Source organism: Pseudomonas sp. S3E17, from assembly GCF_024168685.1.
Lineage (GTDB): Bacteria > Pseudomonadota > Gammaproteobacteria > Pseudomonadales > Pseudomonadaceae > Aquipseudomonas > Aquipseudomonas marginalis.
Genome location: NZ_JALJWE010000001.1, coordinates 5,550,512 through 5,565,362 on the forward strand (window position 1 = coordinate 5,550,512; position 14,851 = coordinate 5,565,362).

Here is a 14,851-nt window from a genome sequence, read left to right on the forward strand (position 1 = left end):
GGCATGTCGCTATTGGATAAGCGTCCTACATGCTGAACTGCAACGCGTTGCTCAAATCCCCCATGGGTTTCTGTCCGCGGGCAATCATGGCGTCATCGCGTTGCTTGAGCCCGTCCAGGGTCTCCAGTTGGAAGACCCGCGTAATCAAGCGCAGGATCGACGCGGTGTCGTACACCGTATGGTCCACGGTGCCTTTGCGCGCGAAGGGCGAGACCACCAGCGCCGGAACCCGTGTGCCTGGGCCCCAGCGGTCGCCTTTGGGCGGGGCGACGTGGTCCCACCAGCCGCCGTTTTCATCGACGGTCACCACCACCACCATGTTTTTCCATTGCGGGCTTTCCTGCAGCACCTTCAAGGCGCGGACGATGTGGCGGTCGCCCGACGCCACATCAGCGTAACCGGCGTGCATATTCAGGTTGCCCTGGGGCTTGTAGAAACTCACCGCCGGTAGCTTGCCGGCCTGGGCATCGGCAAAGAACTTATTGGTGCTCGCCTCATCGCCCAAACCGCCATCGCGCAGGCGCTTGTCACGCTCGGCACGATTCTCGGGGCCCTGCTGCTTGAAATAGTTGAACGGCTGGTGGTGGTACTGGAAGTTGGGGATCTTCGGGATACCGCCCGAATCCTTGAACTGATCCAGCGTCGCTTGCCACGCCCCGGCGTACCAGGCCCAGTCGACGTTCTTTTTCGACAGCTTGTCGCCGATGTGCTCATGGGTCTGCGGCACCAGCACGTTGGGCAGGTCGGCTTTTGCGTAGTCCGGGTTTTCCGGGTCACGAATCCAGGTCGGCCAATACGGCGGTGCCAGGGTGTTCACACCGTAGCCGTCCGGGGTCAGCGCGCTGGGGCCGAACTGCGGCGGGCCGGTCATGGCGCTGGCCGGGGATTTATCCAGGGGCTTGAGACGCGGGTCGGTGGGGTCATCGCTTTGCAGCGTGGCGATCTGCGCCTTGGCCACCGACTGCGCGGCATTCGGGTAGAACGGCGCGGTGGCGCTGATCAGGTATTGATGGTTGAGGAACGAGCCACCAAACGCGCCCTGGAAGAAGTTATCGCAGAGCACAAACTCCTTGGCGACATCCCACAGGCGCAGGGAATAACGGCTCTGGGCGTAATGGCCCATGACCAGGCCGCCAGCGTCGGCCCAGGCGACGAAACCGTCGTTCTTGCCGTCGTTGATCTGCATCTGGTTCTGGTAGAACACGTGCCACAAGTCGCGGGTGACCAGGCTCAACGGCAGGTCTTCGGCGTTCGGGCCCTTGAGGGCGAACGGGGCGTTGGGCAGGTTTTCCTGGAATTGCACTTCGCTGGGGTAAGTCACCCCGTCCACGCTTTGCGGGCCCACTTGCAGCACACCGCCCCAGGCCGGGGGCAGGGTGGTCAACAGGCTGCCGTCGCGGTCGCGCTGTTGTGTGTCGGCGGCGGAAAGCCCCGACAGCGGTTTCTCAACGCCTGGGAAGTCCGCAAACAGATTGTTGAAGCTGCGGTTCTCGGCATAGATCACCACCACGGTCTTCACCTGGTCGTGCAATGCCTTGTCCAGCTCCTGGGGCGTGAGCGGCCGCACCACCGGCTTGCCCGGCGTCTCACTGCTGTTGCCGCAGGCACTCAAGGTCGCGCCAACCCCCAACACCGCCGCGCCCCCCAGGAAGCGCCGACGGCCGGTGTCTACCGGCGGTTGGACCATGGAATCAGGGGAAGGGCGGTCTTCGTGATCATCACTCATTGCGGGGAGTCCTGGCTGGCGAGATGTTGCAAGATATTTCGCAGGACGGTAGCAATGCAATGTGACGGAACGAAGACAGCGGTGTGATGAGCAAGACATGTCTACGCGCGGCCAGCGCTGCTAGACTTGCCCAATAATGGACATCACTGAGGTGAACCGTGAAGCCTTCAACCGCCCTTGATCTAAAACGTTCAGCCGTCAGAGAAGTGGTGGGCCGATTTCGCATCTCAAACCCGAGGGTATTTGGGTCTGTATTGCTGGGTACCGACCAAGAAGGCAGCGACCTGGATTTGCTGGTCGATGCGCCGCCGGGAACCACTTTGTTTGATCTTGGCGGGCTTCAAGTTGAGCTTGAGGACCTGTTGGGGGTCAATGTGGATCTACTGACGCCTGCCGATTTGCCTTTGAAGTTTCGCGCAAAAGTGTTGGCTGAGGCCCGGCCTGTATGACAGCAAATCGCCTCGAGGATTATTTGGATCACATAAGGCAGGCCACTGCTGATGCGATCAGTTTTGTAGAGGGCCTTAGCAAGGAAGAGTTTCTGGAAGACAGGCGTACTCAACAAGCGGTGGTCATGAGTCTGGTCATCATCGGCGAGGCGTCGACGAAAATCATGGATCTGCACCCGCACTTCGCTGAGGCTCATTCACACATTCCTTGGCGCAGCATGCGGGGAATGCGTAACCGCATCGCTCACGGTTACTTCGAGATCAACCTCGATGTGGTTTGGGACACGATCCAGAGCGCATTGCCTGATCTATTGGCGCGTCTTCCCGTAACTGCAGCGTGACTGCACCTGTTGTTACAACAGGTGCAGTCATCAGTGATTCAAGGCATGACGGGCGGCAGATACTTCAATGTCGTCCCCAGCGCCCACAGCAGGAACAGCACCAACGGTGTGTGCACCAGCAACTGCACAAACGAAAACCCGATCAAATCCCGCGCCTTCAACCCCAGCACTCCCAGCAACGGCAGCATGTAGAACGGGTTGATCAGGTTCGGCAGCGCCTCGGCCGCGTTGTAGATCTGCACCGCCCAGCCCAGGTGGTACTGCAGGTCATTGGCCACTTGCATCACATAAGGCGCCTCAATGATCCACTTGCCGCCGCCTGACGGAATAAAGAAGCCCAGCACTGCCGAGTACACGCCCATCAGCAGGGCATACGTGTCGTGGGAGGCTATGGACGTGAAGAAGGTCGAGATATGGTGCGCCAGGGTCTGGCCGTCGCCGCCCTTGACCACGGTCATCAGCGCCGCAATCGAGCCGTACAGCGGGAACTGGATCAACACGCCGGTGGTGGTCGGCACTGCACGGGCCACCGCATCGAGGAAGCTGCGCGGGCGCCAGTGCAGCAGGGCGCCGACCATGATGAACAGGAAGTTGTAGGTGTTCAGCCCCGAAATCGCGCTGATCGCCGGCTTGGTCGAGAACTCATGGAACAACCAGCCCGCCGCCAGCAATGCCAGCAGAATGGTCAGCAACGGGCTGTGTTCCAACCATTCGCCGGGGCGGCCCGGTGGTTGCAGCTTGGGCAGGTTGAAGGCCGGGTCGACGCCACAGGCCTTGGCGTCACGGGCGCTGTTGGGGCCGGGCGCGGTGGCGTAGGCGATGATCAGCGACACCACGATCAGTGCCAGCAACAGCACACCGGATTGCCACAGGAAGATGGTGTCGGTAAACGGGATCACCCCGGTGATCGACAGGATCGACGGCGGCAAGCTGGCCGGGTTGGCCTGCAATTGTGCGGCTGACGACGACAGCCCCAGCGCCCACACCGCGCCCAACCCAAGATAGGCCGCCGCACCCGCAGCACGGTAGTCCATGCGCAAATCCGTACGGCGGGCCAGCGCACGCACCAGCAAGCCACCGAACACCAGGGACAGGCCCCAGTTGAGCAATGACGCCACCATGGAGATCAACGCGACCCACGCCACGGCGGAGCGGCCGTTCTTCGGGATGCGTGCCAGGCGGTCGATCAGCTTGACCGCCGGTGGCGAGCTGGCGACCACGTAGCCACCGATCACCACGAAGGCCATCTGCATGGTGAACGGGATCAGGCTCCAGAACCCGTCGCCAAAGGCCTTGGCGGCTTCGGTCGGCGCGGCGCCCATGCCCAGGGTCGCCACGGCGACGATGATCACGGCGAGGGCGGCGAACACCCAGGAGTCCGGGAACCAGCGCTCGGCAAAGTTCGAGCAGCGCAGGGCAAAGCGGGCATAGCGGCTTTCTTCGATAGCATCGGCCACGAGTCTTTCCTCTTGTAGTTATTATGGTGTCGGCAATTTTTCGGCATGTTCCTCCACGGCCATTGATATGGGAATGCAGTTATCTTCATCGATCGATGAGGAAAACAAATATATCTGCCGCGATTGCCATCAACCGGCTCAGCTCATAACCTGCACGCCATTTTGTTTGTCTGCCGAGCCTCAACATGACTGCCACCTCTGTTCCACAGGCGCAGCGTTTTTCCCGCTCCGACTACAAGACCCTGGGCCTGGCCGCCCTGGGTGGCGCCTTGGAAATCTACGACTTCATTATCTTCGTGTTCTTTGCGCTGACCCTCAGCCAACTGTTCTTCCCGCCGGAAATGCCCGAGTGGCTGCGCCTGCTGCAAAGCTTCGGCATCTTCGTCACCGGTTATCTGGCGCGTCCGCTGGGCGGCATCCTGATGGCGCACTTCGCCGATCACCTGGGGCGCAAGCGTGTGTTCAGCCTGAGCATCCTGATGATGGCGTTGCCGTGCCTGCTGATCGGGATCATGCCCACCTACGCACAGATCGGTTATTTCGCACCGCTGATCCTGTTGGTGCTGCGCGTGCTGCAAGGTGCGGCGGTGGGCGGTGAAGTGCCCAGCGCCTGGACCTTCGTCGCCGAACACGCACCGCGCAACCATCGTGGTTATGCCCTGGGCTTCCTGCAAGCCGGCCTGACCTTCGGCTACCTGCTCGGTGCGCTGACTGCCACGCTGCTGGCACAGGCCTTCACCCCGACCGAAATCCTCGACTATGCCTGGCGCTTCCCCTTCCTGCTCGGCGGTGTGTTCGGCGTGATCGGCGTCTGGCTGCGGCGCTGGCTCAGCGAAACCCCGGTCTTCCTCGAAATGCAGGCCCGCCGCCAGGCCGCTGCCGAGCTGCCGCTGCGCACCGTACTGCGTGACCATCGCGCCGTACTGTTGCCGGCGATGATCCTCACCTGCGTGCTCACCTCCGCCGTGGTGGTGCTGGTGGTCATCACCCCGACCATGATGCAGAAAACCTTCGGCATGAGCCCCAGCCACACCTTTGCCTTGAGCGCCCTGGGCATTGTCTTCCTGAATATCGGCTGCGTCCTCGCCGGCCTGCTGGTAGACCGCATCGGTGCCTGGCGCGCGGTGCTGGTCTACAGCCTGCTGCTGCCGGTGGGTATTTTCCTGCTGTACGCAAGCCTGATCAGCGGCGGCATCTGGCTTGGCGCGGCGTACGCGCTGGCGGGCTTGAGTTGCGGGGTGGTGGGTGCGGTGCCGTCGGTGATGGTCGGCCTGTTTCCGGCGCAGGTGCGGGTGTCGGGCATTTCCTTCACCTACAACATCGCTTACGCACTGTGGGCAAGTACCACGCCGCTGATGCTGATCGCGCTGATGCCGACCAGCCCGTGGATTTGCGTGGGGTATTGCGTGGTGATGGGCGCGGTTGGGGTGGGGTGTGTGACGCTGTTTGGCAAGCGCCACACCTTGGCGGCCTGAAGATCAGGTCAAGAAGTGCCACAGCACCAGCGTACCGACCAACCCGACCACCGAAACAATCGTCTGCAACACCGACCACACCCAAATCGTCTGTTTCAGCTGCAAGCCAAAGTACTCGCGCACCATCCAGAACCCCGCATCGTTGACGTGGCAGAAGAACACCGAGCCGGCGCCGATCGCCAGTGCCACCAGTGAGCTTTGTGTCGCCGCCAACCCGGCCATCATCGGTGCGAGGATGCCGGCGGTCGTGGTGGTGGCGACCGTGGCCGAGCCGGTGGCCTGGCGCAGCGCCACCGCGATCAACCAGGCCAGCAGCAGGTACGGCATGTGCGCGCCTTCGGCGACTTTGCTGATGGTCTGGCTGACGCCGGCGTCGAGCAGGGTTTGCTTGAGGCCGCCGCCGGCGCCGATGGTCAGCAGCAACACGGCGATGGGCGCGAGGGCCTTGCGCAGGGTGTTGCCGACCTCAGCGCGCGGCATCCCGGCGGCCCAGCCCAGGCAGATCACGGCGGCGATCACTGCCAGGCCCAGGGCGATCAGCGGTTCGCCGAGGAATTTCAGGGTCAGGCCCACGCTGCTTTCCGCTGGCAGCGCGACTTTGGCCAGGGTGCTGCCGAGCATCAGAATCACCGGCAACAGAATGATCAGCAATGACACGCCAAAGCTCGGCTGGCGCGGGGCCTTGGGCGGGGCGCTGAACAGCGCGCCGATGTCGGCCGGCTCATCCACATGCAGGCGCCTGGACAGCCAGTTGCCATAGAGCGGCCCGGCGAGGATCACCGCCGGCACCGCCAGGCAAAAGCCCAGCAACATGGTCAGGCCCAGGTCGGCGTGCAACGCGCCCACCGCAATCAGCGGCCCCGGGTGCGGTGGCATCAGGGCGTGTAAGGTGGTCATGCCCGCCAGCGCCGGGATGGCGATTTTCAACAGCGGCTGGTTCGAACGTTTGGCCATCACAAAGATGATCGGCACCATCATCACCAGGCCCACTTCGAAGAACAGCGGCAGGCCGATCACCATCGCCACCAGCGCCATCACCCATGGCAACGACTTGCCCTTGCCCAGCCCGAGCAGGGTGGTGGCGATGCGGTCGGCCGCGCCGGATTCCGCCATCAGCGAACCCAGCATCGAGCCCAGGGCAATGATGATCCCGGCCTCACCGAGGATCGCCCCGGCGCCCTTGCTGAAGGCCTTGGCCACTTCTTCTGCTGGCAGCCCGGCGCCGACCCCGGCGATAAAGGTGCCGATCAGGATCGACAGGAAAGGCGGCAACTTGGTCGCGCTGATCAGCACGATGATGCTGGCGATGGCCAGCAGTACGCAGAGCATGAGACGGGTGTCGTGAACCATCCACGCGGCAGTCGATAACGCCAAGGCGAGACTCCTTATCGAACAGGTTGGGAGAATTGTTTCTTTTTGTTTCCTGTCTCAAAAGCATACCTGATAACGCCCGCCCCAGAGCCATTGCTGTCGGATTTGTAATCTTTGCTCCACCGCCCTGATAAGTCGCGCCCGCTACATTCTCCCGGCTTTTACTTTATGGGCGTGGAACTCTCGTTATGGCAATTTCCGTTAGAAAGCTGCTGGGGGCGACGCTGTTGTGGGGCGCCGCCAGCATTGCCCAGGCACAAACCCTCACCCTCGACGCCGCCCTGCAGACTGCCTTCGCCAACAACCCTGACCTGGCGGCTGCGCAATGGGACATCGAGATCGCCGCGGGCGGTCGCCAGCAGGCCGGGTTGATCCCCAATCCGGTGGCGTCCTGGGATGCCGAAGACACACGTCGCGATACGCGCACCACCACCCTCAAGCTCAGCCAAACCCTGGAACTGGGTGGCAAGCGCGGTGCTCGCATTGACGTGGCGACGAGTGCCCAGGACGCCGCCGCACTGGCCTTGGAACAGCGCCGCAATACGTTGCGCGCCGAGGTGATCGAGGGCTATTACGGCGCCCTGCGCGCCCAGGAACGTCTCGACCTGGCGCAACGCTCCCTGGCGTTGGCCGAGCGCGGCCTGGTGGTCGCCAACGGCCGCGTGACTGCCGGAAAATCCTCACCGGTGGAAGCCACGCGGGCCCAGGTGCAGCTGTCGGAAATCCGCCTCGAACTCAACCGCGCACACATGGGCCTCACCGACGTCTATCGTCGCCTGGCCGCCAGTACCGGCAGCGCGGCGACCGACTTCCAGGCCGTCGCCACGCCAAGCCACTCCACACCGCCGTTGCCGTCCGCCACGCACCTGTTGGCGCGCCTTGAACAGACCGCCGAACTGCGCCTGGCCGAACTGCAGATCGTGCAGAACGAAGCCAGCGTGGGCCTGGAAAAAGCCCAGCGCATCCCCGACCTGGATGTGTCCATCGGCAGTCAGTACGACGCCAGTGTGCGCGAGCGGGTGAACCTGGTCGGCGTGTCGATGCCGATTCCGTTGTTCAACCGCAACCAGGGCAATGTACTCGCCGCCACGCGCCGTGCCGATCAGGCCCGCGACCTGCGCAACGCTGCTGAATTGCGCCTGCGCACCGAAACCCGCCAGGCCCTGGACCTGTGGCAAACCGCGAACAGCGAAGTGCGCGCATTCAACCAGCAGATCCTGCCCGCCGCCCAAAGCGCGGTGGACAGCGCCACTCGCGGCTTCGAGATGGGCAAGTTCAACTTCCTCGACGTGCTCGACGCCCAGCGCACCCTGATCGCGGCGCGCACCCAATACCTTGCGGCCACCGCCCAGGCCACCGATGCCTGGCTGCGCATCGAACGGATTTACGGCGACCTCGCCCGGTTTTGATTTTTTCTGGAGTGCCTTATGAACAAACGACACGGCGTGGCGCTTGCCGTCGCCTTGGGCCTGATGCTGTCCGGCGTGGCCAACGCCGAGGAAGAAGAAGGCACCCTCGAGCTGACTGAACAACAAATCCAGGCCGCCGGCATCGAGCTCGCCGAGGCCCAATCCCGGTCGATCAGCACATTGCTGACGCTGCCGGGGGAGGTGCGTTTCGATGAAGACCGCACCTCGCATATCGTCCCGCGCGCGGCCGGTGTGGTGGAGTCGGTGAAGGTCAATCTTGGCCAGGCGGTGAAGAAGGGCGAGCTGCTGGCGGTGATCGCCAGCCAGCAGATTTCCGACCAGCGCAGTGAACTGGCGGCCAGCGAGCGTCGGGTTGAACTGGCGCGTATTACCTTCCAGCGTGAACGCCAGTTGTGGCAGGACAAGATCTCCGCCGAGCAGGATTACCTGCTGGCGCGCCAAACCCTGCAAGAAGCCGAAATCGCGCTGAACAATGCGCGCCAAAAAATGACCGCGCTCAGCGGCAACACCGTGCTGGCCGGCGGCAATCGTTACGAACTGCGTGCGCCGTTCACAGGCGTGGTGGTGGAAAAGCACCTCGGTGTCGGCGAGGTGGTGAGCGAGACCAGTAACGCCTTCACGCTGTCTGACCTGTCCCAGGTGTGGGTCACCTTCGGCGTATTTCCCAAGGATTTGAACAAGGTCCGGCTCGGCAAACCGGTGAAAGTCAGTTCCACGGAAATGGGCACCGACGTGCTGGGCACCGTGGCCTATGTCGGCAATTTGCTCGGCGAGCAAACGCGCACCGCCACCGTACGTGTGACGGTGCCCAACCCCGACGACGCCTGGCGCCCAGGACTGTTCGTCACCGTGCAACTAGCCACCGACACTTACCAGGCCAAGGTCACCGTGCCGCAAACGGCGATCCAGACTGTCGAGGAAAAACCGTCGGTATTCGTACGCACCCCAGACGGTTTTATCACCCGCCATCTCGAGCTTGGCGCCAGTGAAAACGGCTACGTCGAAGTGCGCCAGGGCCTGGAGGCCGGAGCTCAGGTGGCCACCACCGGCAGCTTCATCCTCAAGTCCGAATTGGGCAAGGGCTCGGCCGAGCACGCCCATTGATCCTGCGAGTGATTTCCCATGTTTGAGCGCCTTATCCAATTCGCCATCGAGCAGCGCATCATCGTGCTGCTGGCGGTGCTGTTGATGGCCGGTGTCGGCATTGCCAGCTATCAGAAACTGCCCATCGACGCGGTGCCCGACATCACCAATGTGCAGGTGCAGATCAACTCGGCGGCGGCCGGTTTTTCGCCGCTTGAGACCGAGCAGCGCATTACCTTTCCCATCGAAACCGCGATGGCCGGCTTGCCGGGGCTGCAGCAGACCCGTTCGCTGTCACGCTCCGGCTTGTCCCAGGTGACGGTGATCTTCAAGGACGGCACCGACCTGTTCTTCGCCCGCCAGTTGGTCAACGAGCGCCTGCAGGTTGCCCGCGAGCAATTGCCTGTGGGGATTGAAACCGCGATGGGGCCGATTTCAACCGGCCTCGGGGAAATTTTCCTGTGGACCGTGGAGGCCGAGGAGGGCGCACGCAAGGACGACGGCACGCCCTACACGCCGACCGACCTGCGGGTGATCCAGGACTGGATCATCAAGCCGCAACTGCGCAACGTGCCTGGTGTGGCCGAGATCAACACCATCGGCGGCTTCGCCAAGGAATACCAGATCGCCCCCGACCCCAAGCGCCTGGCGGCCTATAACCTGACCTTGAACGATCTGGTCACGGCGCTGGAGCGTAACAACGCCAACGTCGGAGCGGGCTACATCGAGCGCAGCGGCGAGCAGCTGTTGATCCGCGCGCCGGGGCAGGTGGCGTCCATCGACGACATCGCCAATATCGTCATTACCACGTCCGACGGCACGCCGATCCGCGTGCGCAATGTCGCCCAGGTCGAGATCGGTCGTGAGCTGCGTACCGGCGCCGCCACGGAAAACGGCCGCGAAGTGGTGCTGGGCACGGTGTTTATGTTGATCGGAGAAAACAGCCGCACCGTGTCCCAGGCGGTGGCTTCCAGGCTCGAACAAATCAACCGCTCGCTGCCCGAAGGTGTGGTGGCGGTGACCGTCTACGACCGCACCAACCTTGTCGAAAAAGCCATTGCCACCGTGAAGAAAAATCTCTTCGAGGGTGCGCTGCTGGTGGTCGCGGTGCTGTTCCTGTTCCTGGGCAATATCCGCGCGGCGCTGATCACCGCGATGGTGATTCCCCTGGCGATGTTGTTCACCTTTACCGGCATGTTCACCCACAAAGTCAGCGCCAACCTGATGAGCCTCGGCGCGCTGGACTTCGGCATTATCGTCGACGGCGCGGTGGTGATCGTCGAGAACGCCATCCGCCGCCTGGCCCATGCGCAGCAGCGCCATGGCCGCCTGCTGACCCGCAGCGAGCGCCTGCACGAGGTGTTCGCGGCGGCCAAGGAAGCGCGGCGTGCGCTGATCTTCGGGCAACTGATCATCATGGTCGTGTACCTGCCGATCTTCGCCCTTACCGGGGTGGCCGGGAAGATGTTCCACCCCATGGCATTCACCGTGGTGATCGCGTTGTTGGGGGCGATGATTTTGTCGGTGACCTTCGTGCCTGCGGCGATTGCGCTGTTCGTGACCGGCAAGGTCAAGGAAGAAGAAAACCTGGTGATGCGTACCGCGCGCCGGGCCTATGGGCCGGTGCTGGATTGGGTGATGGCGCGCCGGCCACTGGTGTTCGGCTTGGCCGTGCTGACCATTGTTGCGTCGGGCGTGGTGGCCAGCCGCATGGGCAGTGAGTTTATCCCCAGTCTCAGCGAGGGCGACTTCGCCCAACAGGCCCTGCGCGTGCCCGGCACCAGCCTGACGCAGTCGGTGCAGATGCAGCAGCAACTGGAAAAAACCTTGATGGCCCAGGTGCCGGAAATCGAACGGGTATTCGCCCGTACCGGTACGGCGGAAATCGCCTCCGACCCGATGCCGCCGAATATTTCCGACAGCTACGTGATGCTTAAACCGAAGGCGCAATGGCCGGACCCGAACAAATCCCGCGAAACCCTGATCGCCGATATCCAGCGCGCCAGTGCGATTGTGCCGGGCAGTGCGTACGAGTTGTCGCAACCGATCCAGCTGCGTTTCAACGAGCTGATTTCCGGGGTGCGCAGTGATGTGGCGGTGAAGGTATTCGGCGACGACATGGCGGTGCTCAACACCACCGCCGCAGACATTGCCGAGACCCTGCAAGGCCTCGATGGCGCTTCGGAAGTGAAGGTCGAACAGACGTCCGGCCTGCCGGTGCTGACCATCAATATCGACCGTGACAAAGCCGCGCGCTTTGGCCTGAATGTCGGCGATGTACAGGACACCATTGCCGTCGCCGTCGGTGGGCGTCAGGCCGGTACCCTGTATGAAGGTGACCGGCGTTTCGACATGGTCGTGCGCTTGTCCGACGCGCTGCGTACTGATATCGACGGCTTGTCGCGGCTGTTGATTCCAGTGCCGGCGCTGGCCGGGAGTGCGGCGGGGCAGTTGGGGTTCATTGCGTTGTCCCAGGTCGCCAGCCTGGACCTGGTGCTCGGCCCGAACCAGATCAGCCGCGAGAACGGCAAGCGCCTGGTGATCGTCAGTGCCAACGTGCGCGGGCGGGATATGGGGTCGTTCGTGGAAGAGGCCGAGGCTGCACTCACGGCGCAAGTGAAAGTGCCAGCGGGTTACTGGACCACCTGGGGCGGCCAGTTCGAACAGTTGAAGGAAGCCGCCGAGCGTTTGCAGATCGTGGTGCCGGTGGCCTTGCTGCTGGTGTTCGGGTTGCTGTTCATGATGTTCAACAACCTCAAGGACGGGCTGCTGGTGTTTACCGGGATTCCGTTCGCGTTGACCGGCGGGATCATGGCGCTGTGGTTGCGCGATATTCCACTGTCGATCTCGGCAGGCGTGGGCTTTATCGCCTTGTCCGGCGTGGCGGTGCTCAACGGCCTGGTGATGATTGCCTTCATCCGCAACCTGCGCGAGGAAGGGCGTTCGCTGTCGGTGGCTATCCACGAGGGCGCGCTGACCCGCCTGCGCCCGGTATTGATGACCGCGCTGGTGGCTTCCCTGGGCTTCATCCCCATGGCCCTGGCCACCGGCACCGGCGCCGAAGTGCAGCGTCCGTTGGCGACGGTGGTGATCGGCGGGATCATTTCTTCTACCTTGCTGACCTTGCTGGTGCTGCCGGCGTTGTACCAGTGGGCCCATCGCAAGGAAGAGGAAACACCAGGCTGAACCGTGTAAACCGGCCTGGCTGGCTGCTGACGTCGGCGTGCCCCTGATGCAGCTGCATGATCGACTGCACAATGGCCAGCCCCAGCCCCGTGCCACCTTCGGCGCGGGTACGGCTGCTGTCGGCGCGGTAGAAACGTTCGAACAGATGCGGCAGGTGGTGCGCTTCGATGCCACGCCCGGGGTTGCCCACCGACAACGCCACGCTCTGGTCGTAGGTTTCCACCAGCAGCAGCACGCTGGAGCCTTCGGGCGTATGGCGGATGGCATTGGACAGCAGGTTGGAAATCGCCCGCTGGATCATCAGGCGATCGCCCGTCACCCAGGCGTCGCCGCGCAGGCTGAGGGTCACGTGTTTGTCTTCGGCGCTGAGGGCGAACAGCGCCATCACCCGTTGTGCTTCTTCACCCAATGACACCGGGCCAAACCCGGCCCGCGCCGCCGGATGGCTGACCTGGGCCAGGAACAGCATGTCGGAGACGATGCGCGACAGGCGTTCCATTTCCTCGGTGCAGGATTCCAGCCCCGCCTTGTATTCCTCCGAGGGCCGTTCGCGGGACAGGGTCACCTGGGCCTTGCCCATCAGGTTGGTCAGCGGCGCGCGCAGTTCGTGGGCGAGGTCGTCGGAGAACTGCGACAGCTGCTGCACACCGGCGTCCAGGCGACGCAGCATGACGTTGATGCTTTGCGCCAACTCGCCCAGCTCCTGGGGCAGGTTGTCGATGGATAAACGGTGGGTCAGGTCCTGGGTCGTTACCTGGGCCGCGACATGGCTGAACTGCTTCAACGGTGCCAACCCACGCTGCACCAGCCACCAGGCGCCCATGCCAATCAGGATCAACAGCATCGGCAGGGCGATGAGGGTAGCGCGCAGGTAGGCACTGAGCAGCGCCTGGTCATCCCTGCGGTCCAGCGACAGCAACACCCGTACGCGCTCGCCGCTGGCCAGGCGCATCAGGCTGGAGGCACTGAGTACCTGGTTGCCGTCCTGGTCTTGCCAGTTGAGATAACCGAGGGTTTCCCGGGGGGAGAAGTCGGTCAGCAACGGTTCCTGGGGTTTGGCACCGACACTGAGCAGCACCGCGTTATCGGGTGCGGTGCCGACGATGGTCAGGTAGAAATTGTCGTGGCCCATCACCAGGTCCAGCAACGAGTGGGGGCGGGCTTTGATTGCGTGGGTGTCCAGGCCCAGCGCGAGGCTGTGCTGGAGCTGTTCCATCTTGCTTTCGAGGCCCTTGCGCGCGAGCTTTTCCAGCTCATGGGTCAAGGCCAAGTAGGCCAGGGTCGCCAACAGTACCACCAGCCCGGCGCCCATGAGGCTGACCGTCAGCCCCAGGCGCATCGACAGGCTGCTGGTCCTCATTGGCGCGCCTCCAGCACATAACCCACGCCGCGAATGGTGTGGATCAATTTGACCTCGCTCTGGTCATCGACCTTGCCCCGCAGGCGGCTGATGGAGACCTCGACCACGTTGGTGTCGCAGTCGAAGTTCATGTCCCACACCAGCGAGATGATCTGCGTGCGGGTCATTACCTCGCCGGCCTGGCGCATCAACACATGCAGCAGGGCGAACTCCTTGGTGGTCAGGTCGATGCGCCGGCTGCCGCGATAGGCGCGATGGCGGCGCGGGTCCAGCTCCAGGTCCGCGACGCGCAGCACATCCGGCAGCGGGATATGTTCGCTGCGGCGCAGCAAGGTGCGCACACGGGCCAGCAGTTCGGGGAACTCGAAGGGTTTGACCAGGTAATCGTCGGCGCCCATGTCCAGGCCCTTGATCTTGTCGGCCAGGCGGCCGCGCGCGGTCAGCATCATCACGCGCTGGTTGCCGTCCCGGCGCAGTTGTTCCAGTACCTCCCAACCGTCGGTATTGGGCAGGTTCACGTCGAGGATCACCAGTTCGTAGGTGTGCTGCCGGGCCAGGTGCAGGCCGTCGATGCCGCTGGCGGCGCAATCGACGACGTAGCCACTTTCGGTCAGGCCTTGCTGCAAGTAATCGGCGGTTTTCTGCTCGTCCTCAACCACAAGGATACGCATGGGGATTTACCTTCAAGGAAAACGAAAGGAGATGGCCTCATAGAGGCTTTAATGGGCTGTAGGAAAACTCTGAAGCCTGAAGTAGCTTTAGGGTCAAGCCGCGTCAGGCCGGTGCGACGATTCGTCACTGACCGGGCACGCAAAAAAAACGCCCCGGCTGGGGCGTATAAAATTCATCTCTGTTCCAAAGGAGCTACACAAAAGCCGCAGAGATGAGAGGTGTTCGATGCGCAGTATAAAAAGTGCAACTTAACGAGAAGGTGAGGCCGATATTACAGTTCTGACAGACTTCAACCTGTGAA

Annotated in this window: 11 protein-coding genes; 6 read left to right on the forward strand and 5 right to left on the reverse strand. The window is 62.9% G+C overall.

Annotation, left to right across the window (positions count from 1 at the left end; all coding sequences use genetic code 11):
• Window positions 1-25 precede the first annotated feature (25 nt).
• Window positions 26-1,726, reverse strand: a complete 1,701-nt coding sequence (locus tag J3D60_RS25000) for an acid phosphatase (protein WP_253493159.1) — start codon at window positions 1,724-1,726, stop codon at window positions 26-28.
• Between the two features lie 158 nt (window positions 1,727-1,884).
• Between J3D60_RS25000 and J3D60_RS25005 the strand changes: the two genes are divergently transcribed.
• Entirely contained in the window at window positions 1,885-2,175 is a 291-nt protein-coding gene (locus J3D60_RS25005; RefSeq protein WP_253493162.1) for a nucleotidyltransferase family protein, read from the forward strand.
• Window positions 2,172-2,516, forward strand: coding sequence for a DUF86 domain-containing protein (locus J3D60_RS25010; protein ID WP_253493164.1), 345 nt, complete (start codon window positions 2,172-2,174; stop codon window positions 2,514-2,516). The genes J3D60_RS25005 and J3D60_RS25010 overlap by 4 nt, the downstream gene beginning before the upstream one ends.
• Before the next feature lie 38 nt (window positions 2,517-2,554).
• Here J3D60_RS25010 and J3D60_RS25015 read toward each other — a convergent pair whose 3' ends face one another.
• Window positions 2,555-3,973, reverse strand: coding sequence for a short-chain fatty acid transporter (locus tag J3D60_RS25015; protein ID WP_027606949.1), 1,419 nt, complete (start codon window positions 3,971-3,973; stop codon window positions 2,555-2,557).
• Between the two features lie 185 nt (window positions 3,974-4,158).
• Here J3D60_RS25015 and J3D60_RS25020 point away from each other — a divergent pair, with 185 nt between their 5' ends.
• Window positions 4,159-5,448, forward strand: a complete 1,290-nt coding sequence (locus J3D60_RS25020) for an MFS transporter (protein WP_253493166.1) — start codon at window positions 4,159-4,161, stop codon at window positions 5,446-5,448.
• A 3-nt stretch (window positions 5,449-5,451) separates the two neighbouring features.
• Here the strand turns inward: J3D60_RS25020 and J3D60_RS25025 are convergent, their stop codons facing one another.
• Entirely contained in the window at window positions 5,452-6,822 is a 1,371-nt protein-coding gene (locus tag J3D60_RS25025; protein ID WP_253493168.1) for a gluconate:H+ symporter, read from the reverse strand.
• A gap of 185 nt (window positions 6,823-7,007) precedes the next feature.
• Between J3D60_RS25025 and J3D60_RS25030 the strand changes: the two genes are divergently transcribed.
• Genes J3D60_RS25030 through J3D60_RS25040 form a run of 3 tightly spaced genes read left to right on the forward strand, consistent with a single transcriptional unit; the run spans window position 7,008 to window position 12,518 of the window.
• The gene (locus J3D60_RS25030) at window positions 7,008-8,228 is read left to right on the forward strand and encodes a TolC family protein (RefSeq protein WP_253493171.1); all 1,221 of its coding nucleotides are present in this window, start codon (window positions 7,008-7,010) and stop codon (window positions 8,226-8,228) included.
• An 18-nt stretch (window positions 8,229-8,246) separates the two neighbouring features.
• On the forward strand, window positions 8,247-9,353 hold the full coding sequence (locus J3D60_RS25035) for an efflux RND transporter periplasmic adaptor subunit (protein ID WP_253493173.1): 1,107 nt from the start codon (window positions 8,247-8,249) through the stop codon (window positions 9,351-9,353).
• A gap of 18 nt (window positions 9,354-9,371) precedes the next feature.
• The gene (locus J3D60_RS25040) at window positions 9,372-12,518 is read left to right on the forward strand and encodes a CusA/CzcA family heavy metal efflux RND transporter (RefSeq protein ID WP_065938410.1); all 3,147 of its coding nucleotides are present in this window, start codon (window positions 9,372-9,374) and stop codon (window positions 12,516-12,518) included.
• Here J3D60_RS25040 and J3D60_RS25045 read toward each other — a convergent pair.
• Together J3D60_RS25045 and J3D60_RS25050 are read right to left on the reverse strand one after the other, a co-directional pair.
• Window positions 12,442-13,878: a heavy metal sensor histidine kinase gene (locus J3D60_RS25045; RefSeq protein WP_253493175.1), complete on the reverse strand. Its 1,437-nt coding sequence runs from the start codon at window positions 13,876-13,878 to the stop codon at window positions 12,442-12,444. The genes J3D60_RS25040 and J3D60_RS25045 overlap by 77 nt on opposite strands.
• The gene (locus tag J3D60_RS25050; RefSeq protein WP_027606942.1) at window positions 13,875-14,549 is read right to left on the reverse strand and encodes a heavy metal response regulator transcription factor; all 675 of its coding nucleotides are present in this window, start codon (window positions 14,547-14,549) and stop codon (window positions 13,875-13,877) included. The genes J3D60_RS25045 and J3D60_RS25050 overlap by 4 nt, the downstream gene beginning before the upstream one ends.
• Window positions 14,550-14,851: the final 302 nt, after the last annotated feature.